Raw genomic sequence first — 24,544 nt, 5'->3', positions numbered from 1 at the left:
GCTAACTCGTGTAGCCACAAAGCTAATGGTATTAGCTTTGTCTGTCAACGGGAAAACGAAAGGACCGATCGGACTCAGTCCGCGAGGACCGCCACCACCGGTGCGTGGTCGCTAGCGCCCTTGCCTTTACGCTCCTCGCGGTCGACATTGGCGTCGGTCACGCGGGCCGCCAGGGCGGGGGAGCCGAGGATGAAATCGATGCGCATGCCCTCCTTGCGAGGGAAACGGAGCTGCGTGTAATCCCAGTAGGTGTAGACGCCGGGGCCCGGGTGCAGCGGGCGCATGACATCGGTGAAACCGGTCTTCTCGAAGGCGGTGAAGGCGTCCCGTTCCGGTTGGGAGACATGGGTTTTGCCCTCGAAGAACTCCGGCGACCAGACGTCGTCGTCGGTGGGGGCGATATTCCAGTCACCCACCAGTGCGATCTGTGCGTCCGGGTCCTGCGCCAGCCAGTCGGTGCCCGCGGTGCGCAGGGCCGCCAGCCATTCCAGCTTGTAGGTGTAGTGCGGATCGGCCAGCGCGCGGCCGTTGGGTACGTACAGGCTCCACACCCGCACGCCGCCACACGTCGCGCCCAGCGCCCGAGCCTCCACGACCGGCGTGCTCAGCAGTGTGTCACCGGCGTTCTTGTCGAATCCGGGCTGCTCCGGGAAGGCCACCTCGACAGCCTCGAGACCCACCCGTGAGGCGATGGCCACCCCGTTCCACTGGCTGTGCCCCACATGCGCGACCTCGTAGCCCGCCGCCTCGAAAGCCTCGAACGGGAACTGCTCGTCCTTGCACTTGGTCTCCTGCATGGCCAGCACGTCGATATCGGCGCGGTCCAGCCAGGCGAGCACCCGATCCTGCCGGGTGCGAATCGAATTCACGTTCCAGGTCGCGAGACGCACGGGAAAACCTTTCGGAATCAGCGGTATTCAGGACACGAAGCCCGGTCACGGGGCCGCGTAGCGGTAACTGTGGTGGTCGAGGAAACCCATCTCCCGATACAGCCCCACCGCCGCCTCGTTGCCCGCCTCCACCTGCACATAGGCATGCGTCGCACCGCGCGAGCGCCCCCAGCGGACCATCTCCGCGCACAGCAGCGAGCCCAGCCCGTGCCGGCGATGCCCGGTCGCGACCGCGACGCAGGTCAGCCCGACCCAGCGGCGGCCGTCCGGCGCGGTGGTGACGGCGGCCCGGCCGATGGCCAGCGGCGTCGGCAAACCCACTGTGGCGAACGCCAATTCGCCGTCGCGCACGGCGGTGAGCACCTCGACGACCGGCGTCGAACCGATCTCGGTGTCCCCGCCGCGATGCCGGTGCAGCGACAGCCACGCGCCGTCGGGCTCGGCGGCGAACCGCACCATGGGCGGGCCCTCCGGCAGCGGCAGACTCTCGATTTCCGCTGCCAGCACCAGGGTTTCGTTCCAGGTGCGCCAGCCCTGCGGCACCGGCGCGAGCCGGTCCGGCAGCAGTAGTTGCAGCGGCAGGCCGTGCGCGGTGTACCACTCGCCGATGCGGTGCAGGGTGTCGCCGGTGGCCAGCGCCGGACCCTCCGAACCGCCCAGCGGCACAGCGGAATTGGCGCGACCGGTGTAGCCCGCGCCGGCGCGCAGCAGCCAGCCGTCGATCCAGGCGCGCTGGGTGCCCGGCCAGCCGTCGGCGGCCGCGGCCTCCAGGGCGCGGATCTCACTGGTGCGAATCGGCCGGGGCCCCAGCGCCTTCCACGCCACCACCCGATCGCGGGCCACCGACACCACCTGGCCGTCGGCGGTGCGCACGGTGAGCGGATCGGTGGCCACCAGTTCGCCGATCACATCGGTCAGCGGTTGCGGATAGCCCTCGGGCAGGCGGTAGCGCACCACCACCCGGCGTCCGATCGGCGGCAGCGCCGCACCGCTGGTCTCGTCGGGGTCAGTCGTCATGCCCGAACGGATCCGGGACCGTGCCCGGCACCCAGCTCAAACCCGGTGTGCCCCAGCCGTTGCGCTTGATGGCCTTCTTGGCGGCGCGGGCATTGCGGCCCACCAGCACATCGGTGTACAGGAAGCCGTCGAGGTGCCCGGTCTCGTGCTGGAGCATGCGGGCGAAGAAGCCGTTGCCCTCGATATCGACCGCATTCCCGTGCTCGTCGGTGCCGGTGACCCGCGCCCAGTCGGCGCGGCCGGTCGGGTACTGCTCGCCCGGGACCGATAGACAGCCCTCTTCGTCGTCGTCCGGATCGGGCATGGTCTCGGGAATCTTCGAGGTTTCCAGCACCGGATTGATCACGCAGCCGCGGCGGCGCACCATGCTGCCGTCGGGCTGTTCGTCGGGGCAGTCGTAGACGAACAGGCGCAGCGCCACCCCGACCTGATTGGCGGCCAGGCCGACTCCGTGTGCGGCGTCCATGGTTTCGTACATGTCCGCGATCAGTGTCGCCAGCTTCTCCGACTCCGGGGAGTCCGTCACGGGATTCGTCGGGTTGTGCAGAACCGGGTCGCCGACGATGACGATCGGGAGAATAGCCATGGTCAAGAGCCTACTGGGTGGTTGCGGGCGGCGGTCGGCTGCCCGTTGCCAGTGTCACCAGGCACACTTTTCACGTAAACCGGACGTTTGGATCCAGCGGCGACACGCCGAGTCGGATCATCGAAACACGCCGAGCGGTACGCGTCGGGAAGTCTCCCGCGCGTGGTTGAATGATCGGCGGACGCACAAGCACCATCATCGTCTGGTTCCAACTCGGCGAGGAGCACTATGGACAGCGCAGCGGCACGGGATATTTCCGCAAGCGAGGACGGCCCAGCCGACGCGAGCGTCACGGCCCCCGCGGAAGACGGCGCACACGGCCTCTCCCGCCGTGAGCTGGACATCCTCGACTTCGAGCGCAAATGGTGGAAGTACGCCGGCGCCAAGGAAGAAGCCATCCGCGAGCTGTTCGATCTGTCGCCCACGCGCTACTACCAGGTCCTCAACGCCGTCGTCGACAAGCCCGAGGCGCTGGCCGCCGACCCCATGCTCGTCAAGCGCCTGCGCCGCCTGCGCGCCAGCCGCCAGAAGACCAGGGCCGCACGTCGTCTCGGATTCCAAGTGTGAGCAGTAGGCTCGAGCCCGTGAGCAATCCGAATTCGCCGTCCGGGGGCCCGCCGCTGCGTGCGCTGGCGATGGTCCTCATCGCCCTGGCCATCGTATTCGCCGGGCTGGGAGCGATGTCCCTGTCGAGTTCGGACTCCTCCGACGCGCAGGGTGAATCCGATACCGCCACCACCGCTGCTGTGACGACCACCACTGCGGCACAGGTGATTTCGACCGCACCGGTCACCACGCCGCCGCCCTCCACCAGCGTCGCGCCCACCACCACGACACCGCCCACCACCACCGCCGGCGTCGACAAATCGGTTCCCGTAAGGGTTTACAACAACAGCAATATCGCCGGACTCGCCGCCAAGACCGCGGGTCAACTCAGCGCCAGTGGGTACAACGTCACTGAATCCGCGAACTACAGCAGCGGAGTGATCCCGAATACCACGGTGTACTACGGCAGTTCACCCAAAGAGCAAGCGCTGGCGCAGGCCATCGCCAATGAACTCGGTTGCGGCGCCGAACCCCGGTTCCCCGGAATCCAGGACGCGCCGGCCGGCGTGATCGTGATTCTCGCGGGCCAGTGAACACCCCGGACAGCCCCTCCGCGTGACGGGGTTGTGCCTCTGGCATCATCTTGACCGAGTAGTAACCATGTTCACTCGGCTTGCCCGTTAACATCGGACTCGTAAAGGAGTTCTCCGAATGGCCCCGTCCACAACTCGTCGCCCGTCCTGGCGGACTGTGACCCCGTTGCTCGCGGTCGCGGCCCTCGGCCTCGCAGGCTGCTCGAACAGCCAGGAATCGAGTGACGTCAAGGGGACGACCCCGCCTGTCTTCACGAGCTCCCCCGCGCCGGCCGGCTTCACCACCGGACACGGCGGCGAACAGGGCATGACCAACCCGCCCACCGAATCCGTCAGCGCGCAGCTGAAGGACTCCAACGGCAAGCTGGTCGGCACGGCCACCTTCGGCAAGGTCGGCGGCCACCTCGAGGTCACCCTCGAGGCCAACGGCCTCACCCCGGGCTTCCACGGCCTGCACATCCACGAGGTCGGCGAATGCAAGCCGAACTCCGTCGCTCCCACCGGCGGCAACCCCGGCGACTTCCTCTCCGCGGGCGGCCACCTCCAGGTCGGCGCCCAGAAGCACCCTGCCAGCGGCGATCTCACCTCGCTCGAGGTGCGCACCGACGGCAGCGCCAAGCTGGTCACCACCACCGATGCCGTGACGCTGGACGAAATCAAGGGCAAGGCCCTGATCATCCACGCGGGCGCGGACAACTTCGGCAATATTCCGAGCCGCTACTCCCAGCCCGGCGGCGCCACCGGGCCGGACGCCGACACTCAGGCGACCGGTGACGCCGGCGGCCGGGTGGCCTGCGGCGTCATCTCCTAACCCACAAGGTGAGCCATGGCCGGGGCAGGCATTTCGAAGGTCCTCTTCAACAGTTCGCCCCGGCCCACGCTCGGCGTGGAATGGGAAGTCGCGCTGGTCGACAAGAACACGCGCGACCTGTCCAACACCGCCGCAGCGGTTTTCGAAGCCTGCGGTGATCTGCGCGCCTGGGACGGCACCCCGCAGATCACCAAGGAGCTGCTGAAGAACACCGTCGAGATCGTGTCCGGGAAGCACGACAGCGTCGGCGAGGTCGTCGACGAACTGCACGACACCATGGACGCGGTGCGCCGCGCCGCCGACCCGCTCGGCGTCGACTTGTTCTGCGCCGGAACACATCCCTTCGCGCAGTGGTCCACCCAGCAGCTCACCCGCAGCCCGCACTACGACGAACTCATCGAGCGCACCCAGTGGTGGGGACGCCAGATGCTCATCTGGGGCGTGCACGTCCACGTCGGAATCTCGCACCCCGACAAGGTTTTTCCCATCCTGAACGGTCTGCTGCCGTTCTACCCGCACCTGCTGGCACTGTCCGCCTCCTCACCCATGTGGGCCGGCGTCGACACCGGATACGCGAGCAACCGCGCACTCATGTTCCAGCAGCTGCCCACCGCCGGACTCCCGTTCCAGTTCGACAACTGGACCCAATTCGAGTCCTACGTCCACGATCAGACGAAAACCGGGGTCTTCGAACAACTCGGCGGCATGCACTGGGACATCCGCCCCGCCCCCAAATGGGGCACCATCGAGGTCCGCATCTGCGACGGAACCCCCACCCGCACCGAACTTTCCGCCATCGTCGCCCTCATCCACTGCCTCATGGTCGACCTCGACCACCGCGTGGAAGCCGGTGAAACCCTGCCCACTCCACTACCCCCGTGGCATGTCCAGGAGAACAAGTGGCGGGCGGCGCGCTACGGCCTCGACGCCATCATCATCACCGACGCCGACAGCAACGAGCGTCTCGTCACCGACGACCTCACCGATCTGCTCAACCGCCTCGAACCCACCGCCAAAATGCTCGGCTGCGAGAACGAACTGCGCATGGTGGCCGACATTCCGGCGCGCGGGGCTTCCTACCAGCGGCAGCGCCGCGTGGCGGCCGCGGCGCAAGGCGACCTCGTCGCCGTCGTCGACTCCCTGGTCAAGGAACTCGACCAGTAGGTTCTCGGGGGCTTCGCCCCCGAACCCCGGTGAAAGGGGGAGTGGGGGCTGAGCCCCCAAACCCCCATAGGGCTGCGCCCGGCCTCGAACCCCCGGAGGGTTGTCGGGTCTCGAACCACCGGAGGGTTGTCGGGTCTCGAACCACCGGAGGGTTGTCGGGTCTCGAACCACCGGAGGGTTGTCGGGCTTCGAACCACCGGAGGGCTCTGTCGGGCCTCTAACGCACAGGGCTCCGACCGGAGTGGGCCGCAGCCGGAAGTTTGCGGCGGTGTGATTCCTGTTGTCGCTGGTCGGCGGGGATATTGTGCTGAGCGGGGGCTGTTCAACTTGGGGCAGGGGTTGCGTTCAACTGGCCGCGGGGGTTGCGTTCATGCGGCGTTTACTATGGCTGGGTGCTTCTCGATAACCGGCGACCCGAACCCGTAGGTGCCACACGCCGGGGCAGGGACCTGGTGACGGCTCGTGGAGTGCGGGTGGGGGCGGCCGTCGCGGCCGTGCCGGTGCTCTTGCTCGGTTTGCAGATCTTCGCTTCGCGCAATGGGTTCGAGGGACCGCTGGTCAGTACGTGGCACGACTTCACCGGGACGCCGAAATCGGTGACCGTGCCCTGGGCGGGGCTGGCGCTGGCGCTGGTCGGTTTGACCTGGCGGTGGCGGTTCATCACGCTCGGGCTGGCGCTGGGGGTCGATGCGGTTTTCGCCGGGGTGCGGCTGCTCGACGGCGCGACGCCGACGCTGGGAAGCGGGCCGACCATCGCGCTCACCGCCCTCGCGATGTGGGCGGTGTTCCGGTGGGACGGGGTGCAGCGGCGAAATGCGTTGCACGCGGCCGCGCTTGGGGCGCTCCTGATTCTGGCGACCAAGGTGGGGGATGTGTGGCTGCACATCACCGTGATCGCGCGGCCAACCGTGCTCGACCAGTACGTGCTGCTGGCCGATCATGCGCTGGGGGAGCCGTCGTGGGTGATGGGCCGGCTCGTCGATGCGGCGGGGCCGGTCGTGTACGGGGTGCTGCACTGGGTGTACATCGAACTGCCGGTGATGGCGATGGTGGTCGCGGTGTGGCAGTTGCGGCATGTGGTGACGCGCGGGCAGTGGCCGAGCCACTATCTGGTGCGGACATTCCTGGTGCTCGGGCTGCTCGGGCCGGTCGTCTACGTGATCTTCCCGGTGGTGGGGCCCATGTTCGCGTTCGGCGCGGACGGGCACGGGTTGCAGGTGGGCAACTACTGGCCGCAGATCATTCCGCCGCTCGATACGCATCCGGCCGCAATGGCTTTCGACAATGTGACGCCGCGCAACTGCATGCCGTCCATGCACACCGCGTGGGCGCTCACCGTGTTCATTCATTCGCGGCGCGACAATGACGGGTCGCCCGCACCGCGACTGCTGCGGTGGGCGGGGGCGTTCTGGCTCGCGGCCACACTGACCGCGACGCTCGGCTTCGGGTACCACTACGGGGTCGATCTGGTGGCGGGTGCGGTGCTCTGCATGGCCGTGGAATCCGCGCTGCGGGCTCCCGAACGCGGGTGGGATCGCACCCGCATCCAACTCGTCGGCGCGGGTTTCGCGCTGCTGGCCGTGCTGCTGCTGTCCTACCGCTACCTGGCCGTGGAAATGGCCGAATTCCCGGTTCCCGCAGGCATTGTCATCGTCGGCCTGTTCGCCGCCTACGTGACCGCCTTCTACCGCACCTGGTTCGCGCGCCGGCCCGCGCCGGCCCCGGTCGAAGAGTCCGTTCCCGCGTAGATCCCTGCGTCCCGGTGGTGGAGACCCATCGTCGTATGCGGATGGGTCGGCCTATTCCGTTGCCGCGCTTCCCGTTTCGGGGGTGGAAGGTTTGGTCGCCGGGGCGGGGCGGCTGCGGCGCAGCAGATACAGTCCGCCCGCGCAACCGGCCGCGATCAACACCGACGTCCATGCCGGGGCCGAGGTGTCCTCGGTGGTCACCGTGCACACGATCGCCTGGCTGCCGTCCTGCATGGCGTAGTGCCCGCGGGCCACGTAGTCGCGCAGACCCAGCACCGCCGACGGCACGAACAGCAGCATGGTGCCCAGCACCCGGCTCGGCACATAGCGCGGTTTCGCGGCCGACAGACCGTATCCGGCCAGCCAAGCCAGGAGCGCTCCGCTGCCCACGATGAGCAAGGCCCAGTCGGTGTCGGCGGTGAACGCCGTGACGAGGCCGAGCACCATGAGCGCCAGCACACCCGCCATGGGCGCGGGATGCCGCTCGCCGTACCACATTCCGGCCGCGGCGATCGCGACCAGCACCGGAATCGACCAGGCCGGCAGCTCGGCCGCGATGGTCGCCGAACCCACCGCGCTGATCGCCACCGCCACCAGCACCAGCTCGCCGTCCCGGCGCGGCAGCAGCATGGCGGCGATGAGCGCCGTCGTCACCGTCGTCACCACGGCCAGGCCCAGATCGGCGAGGCTGTCGCCGTGCCGGGCCAGCCATTCCGCGCTCACCAGCGTCACCAGCACGACCACCACGCCCGCGAGGATCGGCGCCAGCGGCAGCTCGATCGAAAGTCGTGCGGCCGGAGGGCGATTGCGGTTCAGCAGGGTGCCGATGAGCACCAGCGCCACGGCCAGTTCCACCATCCACACCGGCGGCATATCCGCGGCCTGCCAGGTATCGGGATAGTCGCCGATCATCTCGCCGATGTGCGGCAGCGGATTCACCGACCCGAGCAGCAGGCTCACCAGTGCGCCCAGCGTCCACCCGTAGGCGGCCAGCCGGTGATGCAGCACCGCCGCGCCCAGCGCACCCATGGCCGCGCCGCCGGAGAGCGAATCGATGAAGTTCATGGTGGCCAGCGAATCCGTCGGGTTCGCGGAATGCCCGACCAGATGATTCACCAGCAGCACCAGCAGCGCGACCAGCGCGGTACCCCACGCCATGACGACACTGCCCAGCGTGGTGAGCAAGACGGCCACGATCATGGCGACGAGTACGCCCGCCGCGACGGCTCGCGGCAGGCTGTACGCGAGCAGATCCAGTTGCAGGGCGGAGGTCTGAGACGTCCAGCCGAAGTCGATGGGCATGGCCAGCGACAGTCCCGCAACGGTTGTCGCGACCAGTGCCGTGATCGTCTCGAGGGCTACCTGATACGACCTCACCTGGCTGAAACTACCGTCGAAAAGGAGTCCGATCGGTCCGACTCGCCTGACTTATCTAGTTTGCTGGCTCAGTGCTGTCGGTTAATCGACGCCTGACGCCGGATTGCCGAAGGCCACCGCGCCGATTGCACCGGGCCCAGTGCACGGTCCGGGCACATGGTGAGCGGCACCGACGGCTCGATCACCTCGCCATCCCGGTGTGCTCGTGGCCGGAAGCCATCGCACATCGGCCGAGGCGCCATTCGCTCACACGTACCCGGAGGCCGTGCCGTTCTGCGCGGACCCGGCGCGCTGTGCCGCGTACAGCCGCAGCGTCTCGACCTGCACCGGATCCAGCGACGGCCGAACCGCTTTGCGGGCGGTCGCCACATCGGCGGCCGTCACCACGTCGGCGTCGATATCCCGGCGCATGGCGGCCAGCGCGGCCTCTCGCAGCAGTGCGGCACAGTCCGCGGCCGAATAGCCCTCCAGCTCCGCGGCCAGTTTCCGGAGCCGGACCTCCTTGGCGAGCAGAACGGACTTGGCTGCGGTGCGCAGGATTTCGGCCCGCGCGGCGGCATCCGGCGGCGGCACGAAGACCAAGCGCTCGAGCCGGCCGGGCCGGGTCAGCGCCGGATCGATCAGGTCCGGGCGGTTGGTCGCGCCCACCACGACCACATTGCGCAGCGGTTCCACGCCGTCCATCTCGGTGAGCAGGGTGGCCACGATGCGGTCGGTGACGCCCGCGTCGGTGGCCTGCCCGCGGCGCGGCGCGAGCGCGTCGATCTCGTCGAGGAAGATCAGCGAGGGCGCGGAATCGCGGGCGCGCTGGAACAGCTCCCGCACCGCGCGCTCGGACGAACCGACCCACTTGTCCAGCAGTTCGGCCCCTTTCACGGCGTGCACGCTCAACTGACCGGTGTTCGCCAGTGCGCGCACCAGGAAGGTCTTCCCGCATCCGGGCGGCCCGTAGAGCAGCACCCCGCGCGGCGGATCGATCCCCAGCCGCGCGAACGAATCCGGATGCTGCAGCGGCCACAGCACCGCCTCGGTGAGCGCCTGCTTGGTTTCCACCATGTCGCCGACGTCCTCGAGACTCACACCGCCGACGGCCAATTCCTCCGAACCGGACCGCGACAGCGGGCGGATGACCTCGAGCGCGCCCAGCAGATCCGCCTGTGTCAGGACCGGTTTCGACTGCTCGCGCCGCTCGCCCTCGGGGAGTTCCGGATCGTCCTCCGCGCGCAACGCCCGCAACGCGGCCCGCAGGGCTGCCTCGCGCACCAGCGCTGCGAGATCCGACACCACGAATCCGGGTGTGCGCGCGGCGATCTCATCGATTCTCAGGCCCTCGGTCGGTGCCGGTCGCACCAGTCGCTCCAACAGCGCCGCCCGGACCGCGGCGGTGGGCAGCGGCAGCGACACTTCCCGATCGCACAGATCCGGCCCGCGCAGCCGGGGATCCACCCCGGCCGGATTCGACGTCGTCACCAGCATGGCGACCCCTTTGGTCGCGACCGCGGCACGCAACTGATCCAGGATGAGGGTGGCCACCGGTTCCGCCTCGGCGGGCAGCAGCGCGTCGATATCGGTGATCAGCAGCACCCCGCCACCACCGTCGCAGATCGCCGACACGGCCGTATTGACCTCGCGCAACCGGCTGCCGCCCTCGGTGGCGCCGATGGACGGGCCATCCAATTCGATCAAGCGCCGCTGCGCCACCACCGCGCGGGCCAGGGTCGCCTTGCCGACCCCGGCCGGCCCCGTGATCAGCACGCCGAGATGCGACGGCGCCCCAAGGGTTTTCAGCAGGTCCGGCCGGTTCAGTGCGAGTTGCAGCCATTCCGTGAGCTTCCCGGCCTGCGCCTGCACGCCCGCCAGATCGGCCACGGCCACAGCCGATTCCGGCGCGGCCTCCCGATCGTGCGCCGCGGCGGCGGCCGAAAGGTCTGTGGGAGTGGGCAATCGGGCGGGAGCGGTCGCGGGCGCGGCCACGGGTGCGAGGTCGCCGGACGTGTGTGAGGGGCTCGCGGAAATACCCAGGCCCCACTCCACGATCGTGTTCGAGCTGACGGTGACCGGCCCGGACGGTTCCGTCGCCGTCACCTTCAGCAGCTCGTTGGTCCAGCCGAAGCCGATCGTGCGCGAAAGTTCCCGCGTCACAGTGGAACTGCTGATGCGCGGCTCCACATCCTGTGGCGACAGCGATACCGCGTCGCTCACCGTGACGATCTTCCGGAGCAGCGCCCGCCGCAATGTCGGCGGCGGCACGGTCCCCTGCACCGACGCCGACCCCATCACCGCGATCCGCCGGGCCGGCTGCACATCCGCGGGCGATACCCGCACCGGCGAATCCGGCCGCACGCCCGCATTGGACAGTGTCACCTCGTCCAGCCACACCTCACCCGGCATGATCGTCCGTGACTCGGCCACCACCGCGGTGGTCTCCCGCGCCCCCCGCAGCATCACCCCGTCCTGCTTGCGCAGTCCCAGCGCCGTGAGCGTCTCCGGATGCAACCGCACCACGCCCCGGCGGGCATCGGCGGCCGAAAGATTGAGGCGAGCGGTCAACGGGAGTTCCGGCACGCCCACCATTGTGCCCGCAGCCACCCCCGCAGCGGCCCGACTATGTGCGAGAACCGGCCACAACCTCGTGTTCGCGCCCCTGATTCGGACATCCGCCCACCGAATACGGCTGGAGCCGCGCGGTTCTCGATGAACCGCGCGGCTCCAGCCGGGTCGTGCGAGTATCCCTAGCGTCCGCCGGGGCGGCGCAGGCGCAGGCGAGCCGAGGACACCCGGGCAACCCGGCCGCCGATGGGGCGCTGGCGGCGCTGTGCCCGGCGCTGTGCGCGCCGTTCGGCAGGCTTGTGGTTCCAGGTCTCCGGTCGAGCGGCCACCCAGCGTGCCGAATGCACGGCAAAGGGGATGTGCGCCAGGTAGATCCCGACCAGCGCCATCATCAGGATCAGCGGGTAGGTGACCAGCAGCGCGGCGGCCAGGGCCACCAGCACCAGCCAGATCGGCGCGGTGCGCGGCGCGACCGACACCGACTTGATGGCCAGTGTCGGCAGCGTGCTCACGCACAGCAGACCGGTCAGCACCGTCCAGATCGCGACGGCCGGAAAACCGACCCACCAGCCATCGCCGAACTGCTCGAACAGTGCGATGGGCAGCAGCACGATGAGCGCACCCGCCGGAGCCGGCACGCCCACGAAGTACTCGCGCTGCCAGTCCGGTCGCGAATCGTCGTCCATGAGGGTGTTGAACCGGGCGAGGCGCAGCACCATGCACACCGCGAACATGAGCGCGATGATCCAGCCGACGCTGTCGGCGTGCAGGAAGGTCACGTACAGCACGAGCGCGGGTGCGACACCGAAGGCGATGGCGTCGGACAGCGAGTCCAGTTCCGCGCCCATTTTGGTGGTGGCGTCCAGCATGCGGGCGATGCGACCGTCGAGCATGTCGAACACGGCCGCGGCGCCGACCAGCGCCAGCGCGAAACCCAGCTGATTCTCGATCGCGAACTTGACCGCCGAGAGACCCGAGCACAACCCGAGAATGGTCACCATGCTCGGCAGCAGCCGGATGGTGCGATTGCGGCGGCGCGCGGCGACGGGAGCGGGCGCGAGTTGCTCCATCATGAATCCAGTTCGGCCAGCACCGTTTCCGCGCCGATGGTCCGCTGCCCCGGGGTGACGAGCAGCTTGGTTCCGGCCGGGAAGTAGGTGTCCACGCGCGAACCGAACCGGATGAGGCCGTAGGTGTCGCCGATGGTCAGCTTGTCGCCGACCTTCGCCTCGCAGATGATGCGGCGGGCGAGCAGTCCGGCGATCTGCACGACCGCGAACTTCCGTCCGTCCTCGGTCTCGATGACCATGGTGTTGCGCTCGTTGGCGTCACTGGCCTCGGGCAGATCCGCGGAGAGGAACTGGCCCTTCTTGTAGATGACCTCGGTGACGATGCCGCTCACCGGGACGCGCTGTACGTGCACGTCCAGCACGGACAGGAAGATGCTGACGCGCGGCACCGGCTGATCGCCCAGGCCGAGTTCGGCGGGCGGCACGGCCGTGTCGACGAGGGCGACCTCACCGTCGGCGGGCGCGACCACGACTCCGGCGCGGTTCGGCGGCACCCGGTGCGGGTGCCGGAAGAAGGTGGCGGTGGCCGCGGCCGCGAGCAATCCCGTGCGGCGCAGCCACTTTCGCCGGTAGCCCAGGGCCGCGACGGCCAGCGGGGCCGCCACGAAGGGCAGGCCGGCCGGATGCAGCGGCGGGATGGCGGAGCGGACCAGGTCGGCGACGTGGCCGAGGCCGGTCTGTTCGGGGGTGCCGGGCGGGGTGGGACGGCGGGCCACAAGCTCCTCTTTCATGCGCGGGCAGGTGTGGTCGGGGACCGCGTCACACCTTACGGGAACACGGTGTGGTCCTCGCGGTCTCGGTTGCCTTGCGCGCATGTGAACCGTTCGGTTCCGCTAGCCGACGCAAGGGTGACAAACCGGGCAATACCCCCAGATTGTGAGCGAAGCCACACGCGTGAGAGGCTTTCGTCATTAATATGAGGGGGCCTCATGTCTGCGGCGTCATCGGGCCGTGGGGGGTGAGGAACCCGATGAAGGCCACGTTCGGCGCGCAGTACATAGGAGAAGCACCATGGCTGCTCGAATTGCCTCGATCAATGGGGTAGAGCACACAGCAATTCTCGGCCTCGGCGTGTACCGCCCGGCGCGAGTAGTCACCAATGATGAGGTCGCCGGGCCCATCGACTCCAGCGACGAATGGATCCGGACCCGCTCCGGCATCCGCACGCGCCGCTTCGCGTCGAAGGACGAGACCATCATCAGCATGAGCGCCGCCGCGGCCCGCGACGCCATCGAGGCCGCCGAGATAGACGCCGAACAGATCGACTGCGTCATCGTCGCCACCTCCACCTGGCTGCTGCTCACCCCCGCGGGCGCCCCGCAGATCGCCACCGAACTCGGCCTCAACGGAGTCGCCGCCTTCGACATCTCCGCGGGCTGCGCCGGCTTCTGCCACGCGCTGGCCCTGGCCTCGGATCTGGTGAAGGGCGGCACGGCCAGACATGTGCTGGTCATCGGCGTGGAGAGACTCACCGACACGATCAATCCGAAGGATCGCGGCACCGCCTTCCTGTTCGCCGACGGCGCGGGTGCGGTCATCGTGGGCCCCTCCGACGAACCCGGCATCGGCCCCACCGTCTGGGGTTCGGACGGCACCCAGCACCACGCCATCCGCCAGGACAAGGACTGGATCGAATTCTTCGACGAGATCGAGGAGAAGGGCCTCGAAGCGGTCCGCCCGTATCTCGCCATGGAGGGCACGGCCGTATTCCGCTGGGCCGCACACTCTCTGGAGAAGGTGTGCCGCGACGCCATCGAGGTCGCCGGCCTCACCCCCGACGATCTCGACGCCATGGTCCCGCACCAGGCCAACGGCCGCATCATCGAGATCATGGCCCGGGTGCTGAAACTCCCGGAGCACTGCGCGCTCGCCAATGACATCGAGGAGACCGGAAACACCTCGGCCGCCTCGATTCCGCTGGCCATGGAGGCCATGATGCGCAAGGGCGACGCCAAACCCGGCGGCACCGCCCTGCTCATCGCCTTCGGTGCGGGCCTGTCCTACGCGGCCCAGGTGGTCACGCTGCCGAACTGGAAGAGCTAGTTCAGATTCCAGGTGGCGTCGACGGTGAAGGTCACCGTCTGCTGCCCGGGTTCGAGGGCGAAATCGGCGGCGGCGGGCGCGGATTCCTTGAGCACCGGTCCGCTGTTGCCGCTCGACGTCTCGCTGATGGTCTTGACGCTGCCCAGCTTCAGACCGGCCAGGTCCGCGTACTGCTGTGCGCGGGCCTTGGCGTCCTCGAAGGCCCGGGCGCGCGCGTCGGTGACCAGCTTGGAGTCGTCGTCCAGTGCGAAGGACACCGAGCTGAGGCGAGTGTCGTTGCCGCCCGCCTTGACGGCGGCATCGAGAATGCTCGACGCCTTCGGCAGCTCCCGCACCACCACGTGCACCGAGTTCGACGCCTTGTAGCCGGTGATGTTGTTGCCGTCCGGCCCGTAGCTCGGATACACCGACACGTCATTGGTGCGGATGTCCTCGCGCTTGGCCCCGGCGGTGACCATGGCGTCGGTCATGGCCCTGGCCTTGGCATTCGCGCCGTCGACCGCGGTGGACACATCGGCGGCGGTCACTTCCGCGCCGAGGTCGGCCTGGAGCACATCCGGTGTGCCCTGGACCTTTCCGGTCCCCACCACGGAAACCGTTCGGTCTGAATCGGAGTCGGAAGAACCGCAGCCGGTGAGCAGCAGCGCGACACCGGCGGCCGCGGCACAGATACCTGTAAGTCGTCGCATGATGCGAACCTACTTACCGGTCGGCGTGACCGCCCGTGAACACGCAGATCAGGCTTCGACGACTCGCTTGATCTTGCCGAGGGTCTCGTTCATGCCCTGCTCGAGCCCGGTCTCGAAGTTCTGTTCCCCGCCGAGGCTGGTGTCGATCATCTTGCGGATGATCCACGGCACCTGGCCGACCACGTCCCGACGCTGCGTGACCTTGGTGCCGGTGGCCGTGGGTTCGAGGGTGAAGCTCCAGATGGTGCGGTTCTCGGTCATGCGGAAGGCCAGGGCCCGATTCGGCTCGAACCGCACGATGCGCGAGGTGGTCGGCCACACCTTGGCGCCGTCCTTGTTCAGGTTGATGGTCCAGGTGCCGGTGCGCACCGATCCGAGCGGCTGCATGCGGATGCACTGCGGGCTGAATTCGGGCATACGCTTCAGATCGGAAACGACATTCCAGACTTTTTCCGGCGGCGCGGCGATGTCAATGCTGGCTTCCAGGTTCTTCGGCAACGTCGCCTCCGGTGATGTGACTGTCGGTACCGTGCAAGCCTAGTCGGCAGCACTGAAAATCATCTAGATCACATTCCGGCGTTGCCGCGGCGGCAAATGTAATGGCCGGAGCACAATAGGGGATAGACGAAGCAACAGACACAGCCACCAGCTTCCGAGCGAAACGTGAGGTGATCGGCCGTGAAACTGCGCTCGCTCCTGCACCGCAAGACCACCGCGGTCCCGCTCCTTCCTTCCGACGGGCCGGGCGACGGCACCCACTCTCCCTCCCGGACCGACCGGTCCCGGCGCAAGGGCACAGGAGCCGACGAGGAACGACTCGAACGACTACTCACTCCCAGCGAACTGGATCTGGTTGAACATCATCGGATTTGAACCGAGGGTGAACAGGGCGTGCGAGAAGTGCAGCGCGCGGGCCGGCATTTGCCAAGCGCTTCATACTCGTTAGGTGACTTCAGCAGCTGCCGCCAAGCCGGCCATCCTCAGCGTCGACGACGATCCCGGCGTCTCCCGCGCCGTGGTTCGCGACCTGCGCCGTCGCTACGGGGCGGACTACCGGATTCTGCGGGCGGAGTCGGGCGCTGACGCACTCGACGCCCTGCGGGAGATGAAACTGCGTGGTCAGCCGGTCGCGGTCCTCATTGCCGACTACCGCATGCCCGGTATGAACGGCGTCGAATTCCTGGAGCAGGCCATGGACCTGCACCCCTATGCCCGGCGGGTACTGCTCACCGCCTACGCCGACACCAATGCCGCCATCGAGGCCATCAATGTGGTGGATCTCGACCACTACCTGCTCAAGCCCTGGGATCCGCCGGAGGAGAAGCTGTATCCGGTCGTCGACGCCCTGCTGGACGCGTGGAAGAGCGACGAGCACCGGCCCGTGCACGAGACCAAGGTGGTCGGGCATCGCTGGTCGGCCCGATGCTCCGAGGTGCGGGAGTTCCTGGCGCGCAATCAGCTGCCCTACCGCTGGTACCAGTTCGACGAGCCCGAGGGCGCGCGACTGCTCGCGGCTGCGGGCGCGACCGAGGATCAGTGCCCGGTCATCATCAACCCCTCCGGCGAGGTGCTCATCGGGCCGAGCGACGCCGAACTGGCTGCGGGCGTGGGCCTTTCCATCGACCCCTCCGGCGACTTCTACGACCTGATCGTGGTCGGCGGCGGCCCGGCCGGTCTCGGCGCGGCGGTTTACGGCGCGTCGGAGGGTTTGCGCACGGTCCTGGTGGAACGCACGGCCACCGGCGGGCAGGCCGGGCAGAGCTCGCGCATCGAGAACTACCTCGGCTTCCCGGACGGGCTCTCGGGTGCGCAGCTGGCCGACCGGGCGCGGCGGCAGGCCGTCAAGTTCGGGGCCGAGCTCATCACCGCCCGCGAGGTGGTCGGGCTCGAGGCCTGCGGTTCCGCGCGCGTCGTGAAATTCGGCGACGGCGGCAGCATCTCCGCGCATTCCGTGCTGATCGCGACCGGCGTCAACTACCGCCACCACCCCGCCCCCGGCGTGGACGACTTCACCGGCCGCGGCGTCTACTACGGCTCGGCCATGACCGAGGCTTCCGACTGCGCGGACAAGGACGTCTACATCGTCGGCGGCGCGAACTCCGCGGGCCAGGCGGCGGTGTTCCTGTCCCGGCAGGCGCGCACCGTGCACATTCTGGTGCGGGCGGGCTCGCTGGTGGACTCCATGTCGCACTACCTGATTCAGCAGATCGAGCAGATTCCGAACATCAAGGTGCACACCCGCACCGAGGTGATCGCGGCCGACGGCGACGATCATCTGGAGCGCATTGTGCTGCGGAACAACGAGACCGGTCAGGAAGAAAAGGTCGACGCCGAACGTTTGTTCCTGTTCATCGGCGCCGCCCCGGAAACCGACTGGCTCGACGGGCTGGTGACGCGTGACGACGCCGGATACGTGCTGGCCGGACCCGACCTCATGGTCGACGGCGAGCGCCCGGCCGGATGGGAGCTACCCCGTCCGCCCCAGCATCTGGAAACCAGCGTCCCCGGCGTGTTCGTGGCGGGTGACGTACGAGCGGAATCGGCCAAGCGCGTCGCGTCGGCGGTCGGCGAGGGCGCCATGGCCGTCATGCTCGTCCACCGCTACCTGGCCAAGCAGTAGGAGTACGGCATGACCCTCGAGAAGAGCCCGGTCACCTCACTGATCTGTGACCCGAACGAACTGCGCCAGCTGTTCCTGTTCGAGAAGCTCGACGACGAACAGCTGGCGTGGCTGTGCAAGGACGGCCGGGTCGAGCACTTCGAGCCCGGACTGGTGTTCCGCGAGGGCGACCCGGCCACCTGCTTCTACATCCTCATGGATGGCGAATGCCGGCTGACCAAGCTGTCCGCGGGCGAGGAGATCGAGCTGGTCCGCACCGCGCAGCGCGGCGTCTACGCCGGTGCGTGGACGGCCTACCTGGGCGACAAGGTCGAACAGACCTATAGCGGTTCGTTCTACGTAACGAAGCCGTCGAAGTTCTTCGTGCTCGACGCGGCGTGCTTCGCGCAGATGATGGCTACCTGGTTCCCCATGGCGCTGCACCTGCTCGAGGGAGTCTTCTTCGGCAACCGCAATATCAATGAGCGCGTGAGCCAGCGGGAGCGGCTGCTGGCACTGGGTTCGCTCTCGGCGGGTCTCACTCACGAGCTGAACAATCCGGCCGCCGCCGCTTCTCGCGCCACCTCCGCACTGCGCGAGCGGGTGGCCGGCATGCGGCACAAGCTGAAGATGATGGCGCACGGCAAGTTCGACTCCGCGACCCTCGAGGTCATGGTGCAGTTCCAGGAGGAGGCCGCCGCGCAGGTGGCCAAGGCTCCGGCGCTCACCTCCCTGGAGGCGTCCGACCGCGAGGACGAACTCGGCGACTGGCTGGAGAGCCACGGCATCGGCACCGGCTGGGACATCGCACCGACTTTCGTCCAGGCCGGCCTGGACATCGACTGGCTGGAAAAGGTGCACGGTTCGCTGACCGGTTGCGACGGAGCCATTTTCGAGGGCGCCATCCGCTGGCTCAACTACACGGTCGAGACCGAGTTGCTCATGAACGAGATCACCGACTCGACCACGCGCATCTCGTCACTGGTGAACGCCGCCAAGCAGTATTCGCAGATGGACCGCGCGCCCTTCCAGGTCGTGGACATCCACGAACTGCTGGACAGCACGCTGGTCATGCTGGGCCGCAAGATCGGCGACGACATCCAGATCGTCAAGGAGTACGACCGCACGCTGCCGACCGTCCCCTGCTACGCGGCCGAACTCAACCAGGTGTGGACCAATCTGATCGACAATGCCATTGCCGCCATGAACGGGCACGGCACGCTCACGGTCCGCACTTACAAGGAAAACGACTGTGCCGCAGTGGAAATCTGCGATACCGGCGCGGGCGTGCCGGAGGAGATCCGCACCCGCATCTTCGAACCGTTCTTCACCACCAAACCGGTGGGCGAGGGCACCGGGCTGGGCCTGGACATCTCCTTCCGCATCGTGGTGAACAAGCACCACGGTGACATCCGGGTGGAGTCCGAGCCGGGCAACACCCGGTTCATCGTCCGGCTGCCGCTGGACAATGTCGTGGCGGGCGAAACCGCCAGTGTCACCAACTGATACGGGAGGCCAGTGATGTCGGAGCAGATCCCCGGAATCGATACGACCGTGGCGCCCAGCGGGCCCGGCTGCACGGAATGTGAAGCGGCCCAGGGCTGGTGGGTGCATCTGCGCCGCTGCGCCCAGTGCGGGCATGTGGGTTGCTGCGATACGTCGCCGTCGCAGCACGCCACCCATCACGCCAAGGAGACCGGCCACCCGTTCATTCAGAGTTACGAGCCGGGGGAGTCCTGGTTCTACAACTACGAGTCCGGTGAGATGTACGGCGAGGGCCCGGAATTGGCCGCGCCGCACCATCATCCACTGGATCAGACGGTGCCCGGCCCGCGTGATCGGGTGCCGGCGGACTGGCAGGAACACATCCACTAGTCCGCACGGCGGCGTGGTCGAAGCTCCCGCGGCGGCTCGGTGCGTCGGGTCGTGATTGCGGAGAGTTCGCAGCCGCAGGTTCTGTAGCGACCGTCCTGTTTGTTGGTCTCCTCCCGCAGTCCGGCTGCGCCCGGTACAGTGCTGCGAGCGCCGGGCCGGTCCGGCGCTCGGACACTCTCGGGAAGCTCGGAAAGCACGGTTATGAAACGAACTTCGATCGTCGCCGTCGCAGCAGGTGCGATGGTGTTGGCGCTCGCGGCGTGCGGGCAGGACGACTCCACCTCGGCCCACGGCGCGCACCGCGACACCACGACCACCGCGGCAGCCGCACCGACCAGCGCGTCCACCACCGCCGCCGCCCCCGTCGAACCCCCGTCCGGCGCCCCCGCCGCCGACACCGCCCCCAAGCGCACCACCGCCCCCGACGGCGCCAACACCACCTGCGGCGACTTCCGCCAGCTCGACGAATCCACCGAGCGCGCGGTCATTGACCAGGTCCTCGCCGCCCACCCCGGCTCCATCCTGGAGGGCAACCCCAACGCCGCCCTCGGCACCGCCAAACTCGTCTGCCTCTCCACCAGCTACGTCGACACCCCCGTAGCCGTAGCCATCCGAGTCGCCCCGAAGTAGAAGCGCGGAGTAACCCCGGCACCCCCCACAGGTCCGGAGCGAACCCGCTTCCGAACCTCGGGGCGAATCCCGCCCTTTGGGGTTCGGGGGCGAAGCCCCTGAGAATCGGAAAGAGTTCGTTCCCCTCATTGGTGATCCATTGGATCGCCGTTGGTTTCGCGCCGCATGGTCGGTGGCGTGTGGATAGTGACTGCTGTCCGCGCATCGCGCAGGCGTAATCTCGCCGGACGACTATGTTGCGTGAGGGCGGGTGGACGACGGATGGATTCCGACGGGTTGATGGAATTCGAACGGCATCGGCCGCGCCTGTTCGCGCTCGCCTACCGCATGCTCGGTTCGGCGAGCGAGGCCGAGGACGCCGTGCAGGAGTCCTACCTGCGCTGGGATGCCACGGCTCGCGACGACATCCGTTCCCCGGAGGCCTGGTTGACCACGGTCGTGGTCAACCAGTGCCGCACCTGGCTGGATTCCGCCCGCGCCCGCCGCGAAACCTATGTCGGCCCTTGGCTTCCGGAGCCGGTCCCCACCGCCCATGGTGAACTCGGCCCGCTCGAGTCGGCCGAGCAGCGCGAGCTGGTCTCCATCGCCTTCCTGACGCTGCTCGAACGCCTGACCGCTGCCGAGCGCGCGGTTTTCGTTCTCCGGGAGGCTTTCGGCTACGCGCACAAGGAAATAGCCGACATGCTCGACCTCACCGAGGCCAATTCCCAGCAGCTCTACCGCCGCGCCGCCCAGCGCGTGCGCATGGACCGCCCCCGCTTCGACCCGGCCCCCGCGCACGCCCGCGCCCTGCTGGACAAATTCCTCACCGCCGCCCGCTCCGGCGACGTGGCCGGTCTGGAAGCCATGTTCACCTCCGACATCACCTCCACCGCCGACGGCGGCGCCAATGTCCGCGCGGCCCGCCGCGCTGTCGAAGGCGCCAACAAGGTCGCCCGCTACCTCATCTGGCTCTTCACCCACCAGGTCGACGGCCTGGAGATCACCATCGAGGAAGTCAACGGCGCCCCCGCCATCGTGGCCCGCGTCCACGGCACCCCGATCCTGGTGGCCGCCATCGAAACCACCAACGACCTCCTGCACACCCTCCACCTCCAGGTGAACCCCGACAAACTGGCCCTCTTCCGCCGCGCTGAGGCCCCGGGAACATAGCCCGACGCCGCCCCGAGGTTTCGGGAGTGGCTGCGCGCCCCGAGGTGTCGGGTGCTGGCCGCGCGCCGGTTCTTGGGGGTGTTGGCCGCGCGCCGGTTCTTGGGGGTGTTGGCCGTGCGCTCTGGTTCTTGGGGTGTTGTTTGCGCGGTCTGGGTGTCGGGTGTTGTTTGCGCGGTCTGGGTGTCGGGTGTTGATCGCGCGGCCTGGGTGTCGGGTGTTGATCGCGTGCCCCGAGGTTTCGGAGGTTGGCCCCTGCGTTCCCGGGTGGTTGGCCGGGCGCAGCCCTATGGGGGTTTGGGGGCTTAGCCCCCACCTCCTCCTCCACCTCCTTCGGAGGTGCTGTGGCGCAGCACACATCTCGGAGCTGTCAGGGATCCGGGGTCTGTCCGGTCTAGAGGGCACAGGCAATCGAAAAGGAGCCACTCTCATGACCGCTGAACATCGAATCGTCGTGCTGGGCGCGGGCTATGCGGGTATGTCGGCGGCGAAGCGGGCCGCCAAGGCGCGCGGCGCGCGGGTCACCGTGGTGAACGCGCGGCCGGAGTTCGTGCAGCGGGTCCGGCTGCATCAGACCGCTGTCGGTCAGCGGGTGGCGCAGTGGGATCTGCGGGAGACGCTGGAGGCCAAGGGAATCGAGTTCGTCCAGGCTCGCGTGACCGATATCGATCCGGCCGAACGTCGGGTGCGGCTCGATGACGGTCGTGCGCTGGCATACGACTCGCTGATCTACGCGCTGGGCAGTGCAGCCGATCGCAGCCAGGTGCCGGGCGCGGTCGAATTCGCCCAGTCCGTGGCCACTTTGGAGGACACCCGCCGGATTCCGGAGCTGTCGGGCCGGGTGGCCGTGGTCGGCAGTGGCGCGACCGGCATCGAGACCGCGGCCGAACTCGCCGAGGCACGGCCGGATCTGACCGTCCTGCTGGTGGGTTCGGAGGAGCCGGGCGCCTGGCTGTCGGAGAAGGCGCGGGCTCACATCCGTTCGACCCTGGCCCGCCTCGGCGTCCAGGTGCTGACGGGCAAGGTCGCGCAGGTGCACCCGGACGGCCTCGAACTCGTCGACGGTGCGCGCATCCCCGCCGAAACAGTGCTGTGGACAACCGGTTTCGTGGTGTCCGAGGTGGCGGCCCGCTCGGGTCTGGCCGTCGATGCCCGTGGCCGGGTCCTGGTGGACGGCGAGTTGCGGTCGACCTCGCACCCCGAGGTGTACGCCATCGGCGATGCCGCGGTCATGCACGGTGTCGACGGCCGCGAAATGCGCATGGCCTGCGCCACCGCCATTCCGGCCGGTCAGTACGCGGGCAGGGCGCTCGCCACGCGGCTGCGCGGAAAGCAGCCCGCGCCGTACAAGGGCACCTACATCGCCCAGTGCATCAGTCTCGGCCGGCGTGATGCCGTCTTCCAGCGTGTGAAGGCCGACGATTCGATGACGGGCACGGTGTTCACCGGCCGCACCGGTGCGTGGTTCAAGGAAATGATCGTCAAAAGCACCGAGTGGGCGTCGCACTGACCCGCTGTGACGGTTCGGTGTGGTGGCGCTGCGCGATGCGGCGGCCGGGTTCGGGGATGATCGGTAGCGACCGGGCTTCCCGGCCCGGTCTCGCGGATTCGAGGAGGCTGGCATGGCCGTGGTGACCGTCGACGGCAGGAATCTGGTGGTCGAGCTCCCCGGATGGGAGAAGGTCTGGGCCTTGAAGGGCCGCTTGACGATTCCGCTGAGCCAGGTCCGCGGCATCGAGTTGGATCCCGAATATGCCGCGCGGCCCAAGGGGATTCGCTTCCCCGGCACCTACATCCCGAAGGTGATCACGGCCGGCACCTATCTGCATCAGGGCGAGAAGATCTTCTGGGATGTGCGGGATCCGCAGCGCTCGGTGGTGATCTCGCTGTCCGATAGTGGCAAGTACTCGAAGCTGGTGCTGCAGGTCGAGGACCCGGATCGGGTGGTGTCGGAGGTTCGTGCGGCCGTAAACCGCTAGTCGTTCGCTCCGAGCGTACGAACAGACGTCAACTATCCGTTGACGATGCCGAAATAGTCAACCTATCGTTGACGCATGACGCACTCACTTCGCCTCGACGACCTGATCGAAGGCATCAAGAAGGCCCGTCCCGACAACGCGCTCGACCAGCTCTCCGATGCGGTGGTCGTCGCCAATCACCTCGGCGAACTCTCCGACCACCTGATCGGCCATTTCGTGGACCAGGCCCGCCGCTCCGGCGCCTCCTGGACCGAGATCGGCGGCAGTATGGGCGTGACCAAGCAGGCCGCCCAGAAGCGTTTCGTCCCCAAAACCCCCGCCGACGCCGAATCCGCCGCGCTCGATCCGAGTGCCGGTTTCGCCCGCTTCACCCCGCGTGCCCGCGCGGTGGTGGTGGCCGCGCAGGAGGAGGCCAGGAACGGCGGCAATGCCGAGATCACTCCCGCGCACCTGATCCTCGGCCTGCTCAGCGAGCCGGATTCTCTTGCGGTGCATGTCATCACCGGCCACGGCATCTCCGTCGACGCCGTCCGCCGCGTCGCGCAGGCCGCCCTGCCCGCCACCGCCACGGACATCCCGGCGCTCATCCCGTTCGACGCCCAGTCCCGCAAGGCGCTGGAACTGACCTTCCGGGAGGCCCTGCGTCTCGGCCACAACTACGTGGGCACCGAACATCTGCTGCTGGCCCTGCTCGATCAGGAGGACGGCTCCGGCCTGCTCTCCGGTCTCGGCCTCGACAAGGAGTCCGTGTCGTCCGATATTGCGACCCTCTTGGCCTCTCTGACCTCGAAGTCTGCGGACCCGCAATAGTTTTGCGGCCCCGGCTGCGCCGGAGTCGACCATATGACCGATACGATGACCGCATGGCGGGTACCGAGGGTTCCGACCTAGTTGCGGGGGAAACGCGCGCAGATCTGCTGCGCGCGCTGTCCTATGTCTCCACCGAGGACGCCCCCGACGGCGGGTTCATAGTCAACGGCGACCTCCCACCCGATGTCGCTCCACCCTTCATCCGCGCCCTCATGCGCATAGAAGCGGAACTTCTCCTCCAAGACGCCGAGTTGGTGAACATCGACCACGGCGAGCCCCGCACCCCCGAGGAACGCCGCACCGACGCCTTGATCGCTCTCTTGCTGCGCGTTGACGATCGCTTGGTCCGCTGATCCGACCTTGCACTCGGTATCCCCGAGTGCTAGAAATGGCTTTGGCACTCCAGACCTGTGAGTGC

25 protein-coding genes are annotated in these 24,544 nt (G+C 68.1%); 16 read left to right on the top strand and 9 right to left on the bottom strand.

The genetic code is table 11. From position 1 onward, the window contains the following. Positions 1-74: 74 nt before the first annotated feature. From H0264_RS37305 to H0264_RS37295, 3 genes are read right to left on the bottom strand one after another with little or no spacing between them, the layout of a single operon-like run. Positions 75-890, bottom strand: coding sequence for an exodeoxyribonuclease III (locus H0264_RS37305; protein WP_181581891.1), 816 nt, complete (start codon positions 888-890; stop codon positions 75-77). 45 nt (positions 891-935) lie between these two features. Then, complete coding sequence (locus tag H0264_RS37300; protein ID WP_181581890.1) at positions 936-1,907, bottom strand: N-acetylglutamate synthase, CG3035 family; 972 nt, start codon at positions 1,905-1,907, stop codon at positions 936-938. Then, on the bottom strand, positions 1,897-2,493 hold the full coding sequence (locus H0264_RS37295) for a peptide deformylase (RefSeq protein WP_181581889.1): 597 nt from the start codon (positions 2,491-2,493) through the stop codon (positions 1,897-1,899). Before H0264_RS37295 ends, H0264_RS37300 begins: the two co-directional genes overlap by 11 nt. A 228-nt stretch (positions 2,494-2,721) precedes the next feature. On the opposite strand from H0264_RS37295, the gene H0264_RS37290 reads away from it, so the two are divergent. From H0264_RS37290 to H0264_RS37270, 5 genes are all read left to right on the top strand, one after another. Continuing rightward, positions 2,722-3,060, top strand: a complete 339-nt coding sequence (locus H0264_RS37290; protein ID WP_181581888.1) for a DUF3263 domain-containing protein — start codon at positions 2,722-2,724, stop codon at positions 3,058-3,060. A gap of 17 nt (positions 3,061-3,077) precedes the next feature. Then, positions 3,078-3,632: a LytR C-terminal domain-containing protein gene (locus H0264_RS37285; protein ID WP_244976062.1), complete on the top strand. Its 555-nt coding sequence runs from the start codon at positions 3,078-3,080 to the stop codon at positions 3,630-3,632. A gap of 118 nt (positions 3,633-3,750) precedes the next feature. Further along, positions 3,751-4,443, top strand: a complete 693-nt coding sequence (gene sodC / locus H0264_RS37280) for a superoxide dismutase[Cu-Zn] (protein ID WP_181581887.1) — start codon at positions 3,751-3,753, stop codon at positions 4,441-4,443. Between the two features lie 15 nt (positions 4,444-4,458). Continuing rightward, positions 4,459-5,607, top strand: a complete 1,149-nt coding sequence (locus tag H0264_RS37275; protein ID WP_181581886.1) for a glutamate--cysteine ligase — start codon at positions 4,459-4,461, stop codon at positions 5,605-5,607. Positions 5,608-6,056: 449 nt separating this feature from the next. Next, positions 6,057-7,355 carry a phosphatase PAP2 family protein gene (locus tag H0264_RS37270; protein ID WP_420832132.1) on the top strand — a complete coding sequence of 433 codons (1,299 nt, stop codon included), beginning with the start codon at positions 6,057-6,059 and terminating at the stop codon, positions 7,353-7,355. 51 nt (positions 7,356-7,406) lie between these two features. Here H0264_RS37270 and H0264_RS37265 read toward each other — a convergent pair whose 3' ends face one another. From H0264_RS37265 to H0264_RS37250, 4 genes are all read right to left on the bottom strand, one after another. Continuing rightward, positions 7,407-8,732, bottom strand: coding sequence for a hypothetical protein (locus tag H0264_RS37265; RefSeq protein WP_181581884.1), 1,326 nt, complete (start codon positions 8,730-8,732; stop codon positions 7,407-7,409). A gap of 246 nt (positions 8,733-8,978) precedes the next feature. Next, positions 8,979-11,306, bottom strand: coding sequence for an AAA family ATPase (locus H0264_RS37260; RefSeq protein ID WP_420832131.1), 2,328 nt, complete (start codon positions 11,304-11,306; stop codon positions 8,979-8,981). Between the two features lie 158 nt (positions 11,307-11,464). Next, a complete protein-coding gene (gene pssA, locus H0264_RS37255) occupies positions 11,465-12,352 on the bottom strand; it encodes a CDP-diacylglycerol--serine O-phosphatidyltransferase (protein ID WP_181586114.1) in 888 nt (295 codons plus the stop codon). Next, a complete protein-coding gene (locus H0264_RS37250; protein WP_181586113.1) occupies positions 12,352-13,068 on the bottom strand; it encodes a phosphatidylserine decarboxylase in 717 nt (238 codons plus the stop codon). The genes pssA and H0264_RS37250 overlap by 1 nt, the downstream gene beginning before the upstream one ends. A 295-nt stretch (positions 13,069-13,363) precedes the next feature. On the opposite strand from H0264_RS37250, the gene H0264_RS37245 reads away from it, so the two are divergent. Beyond that, complete coding sequence (locus H0264_RS37245; RefSeq protein ID WP_181581883.1) at positions 13,364-14,395, top strand: beta-ketoacyl-ACP synthase III; 1,032 nt, start codon at positions 13,364-13,366, stop codon at positions 14,393-14,395. Here H0264_RS37245 and H0264_RS37240 read toward each other — a convergent pair. Continuing rightward, positions 14,392-15,084: an SIMPL domain-containing protein gene (locus H0264_RS37240; RefSeq protein ID WP_181581882.1), complete on the bottom strand. Its 693-nt coding sequence runs from the start codon at positions 15,082-15,084 to the stop codon at positions 14,392-14,394. The two genes, H0264_RS37245 and H0264_RS37240, sit on opposite strands and share 4 nt — an antisense overlap. A gap of 48 nt (positions 15,085-15,132) precedes the next feature. Then, positions 15,133-15,582 carry an SRPBCC family protein gene (locus H0264_RS37235; RefSeq protein ID WP_181581881.1) on the bottom strand — a complete coding sequence of 150 codons (450 nt, stop codon included), beginning with the start codon at positions 15,580-15,582 and terminating at the stop codon, positions 15,133-15,135. Between the two features lie 180 nt (positions 15,583-15,762). Here H0264_RS37235 and H0264_RS37230 point away from each other — a divergent pair, with 180 nt between their 5' ends. The 10 genes from H0264_RS37230 (at position 15,763) to H0264_RS37185 (ending at position 24,479) form a co-directional block, all read left to right on the top strand. Then, on the top strand, positions 15,763-15,957 hold the full coding sequence (locus H0264_RS37230) for a hypothetical protein (RefSeq protein WP_181581880.1): 195 nt from the start codon (positions 15,763-15,765) through the stop codon (positions 15,955-15,957). 73 nt (positions 15,958-16,030) lie between these two features. Further along, positions 16,031-17,704 carry an NAD(P)/FAD-dependent oxidoreductase gene (locus H0264_RS37225; RefSeq protein WP_181581879.1) on the top strand — a complete coding sequence of 558 codons (1,674 nt, stop codon included), beginning with the start codon at positions 16,031-16,033 and terminating at the stop codon, positions 17,702-17,704. Positions 17,705-17,713: 9 nt separating this feature from the next. Beyond that, complete coding sequence (locus H0264_RS37220; RefSeq protein ID WP_181581878.1) at positions 17,714-19,189, top strand: ATP-binding protein; 1,476 nt, start codon at positions 17,714-17,716, stop codon at positions 19,187-19,189. A 15-nt stretch (positions 19,190-19,204) separates the two neighbouring features. Beyond that, complete coding sequence (locus H0264_RS37215) at positions 19,205-19,558, top strand: UBP-type zinc finger domain-containing protein (RefSeq protein ID WP_181581877.1); 354 nt, start codon at positions 19,205-19,207, stop codon at positions 19,556-19,558. A gap of 201 nt (positions 19,559-19,759) precedes the next feature. Next, positions 19,760-20,188 carry a hypothetical protein gene (locus H0264_RS37210; RefSeq protein ID WP_181581876.1) on the top strand — a complete coding sequence of 143 codons (429 nt, stop codon included), beginning with the start codon at positions 19,760-19,762 and terminating at the stop codon, positions 20,186-20,188. 261 nt (positions 20,189-20,449) lie between these two features. Further along, complete coding sequence (locus H0264_RS37205; RefSeq protein WP_181581875.1) at positions 20,450-21,340, top strand: RNA polymerase sigma-70 factor; 891 nt, start codon at positions 20,450-20,452, stop codon at positions 21,338-21,340. Positions 21,341-21,767: 427 nt separating this feature from the next. After that, positions 21,768-22,847 (top strand): NAD(P)/FAD-dependent oxidoreductase, encoded by a 1,080-nt coding sequence (locus tag H0264_RS37200; protein ID WP_181581874.1) that lies wholly within the window; start codon positions 21,768-21,770, stop codon positions 22,845-22,847. A gap of 112 nt (positions 22,848-22,959) precedes the next feature. Next, the gene (locus tag H0264_RS37195; protein ID WP_181581873.1) at positions 22,960-23,316 is read left to right on the top strand and encodes a hypothetical protein; all 357 of its coding nucleotides are present in this window, start codon (positions 22,960-22,962) and stop codon (positions 23,314-23,316) included. A gap of 75 nt (positions 23,317-23,391) precedes the next feature. Beyond that, entirely contained in the window at positions 23,392-24,126 is a 735-nt protein-coding gene (locus H0264_RS37190) for a Clp protease N-terminal domain-containing protein (protein ID WP_181581872.1), read from the top strand. 53 nt (positions 24,127-24,179) lie between these two features. After that, complete coding sequence (locus H0264_RS37185) at positions 24,180-24,479, top strand: hypothetical protein (RefSeq protein WP_181581871.1); 300 nt, start codon at positions 24,180-24,182, stop codon at positions 24,477-24,479. Positions 24,480-24,544 lie beyond the last annotated feature (65 nt).

The organism is Nocardia huaxiensis (assembly GCF_013744875.1).
Classification (GTDB): Bacteria; Actinomycetota; Actinomycetes; order Mycobacteriales; family Mycobacteriaceae; genus Nocardia; species Nocardia huaxiensis.
The sequence above is the reverse complement of the archived record's forward strand: the minus strand, read 5'-3'. Positions and strand labels throughout refer to the sequence as shown.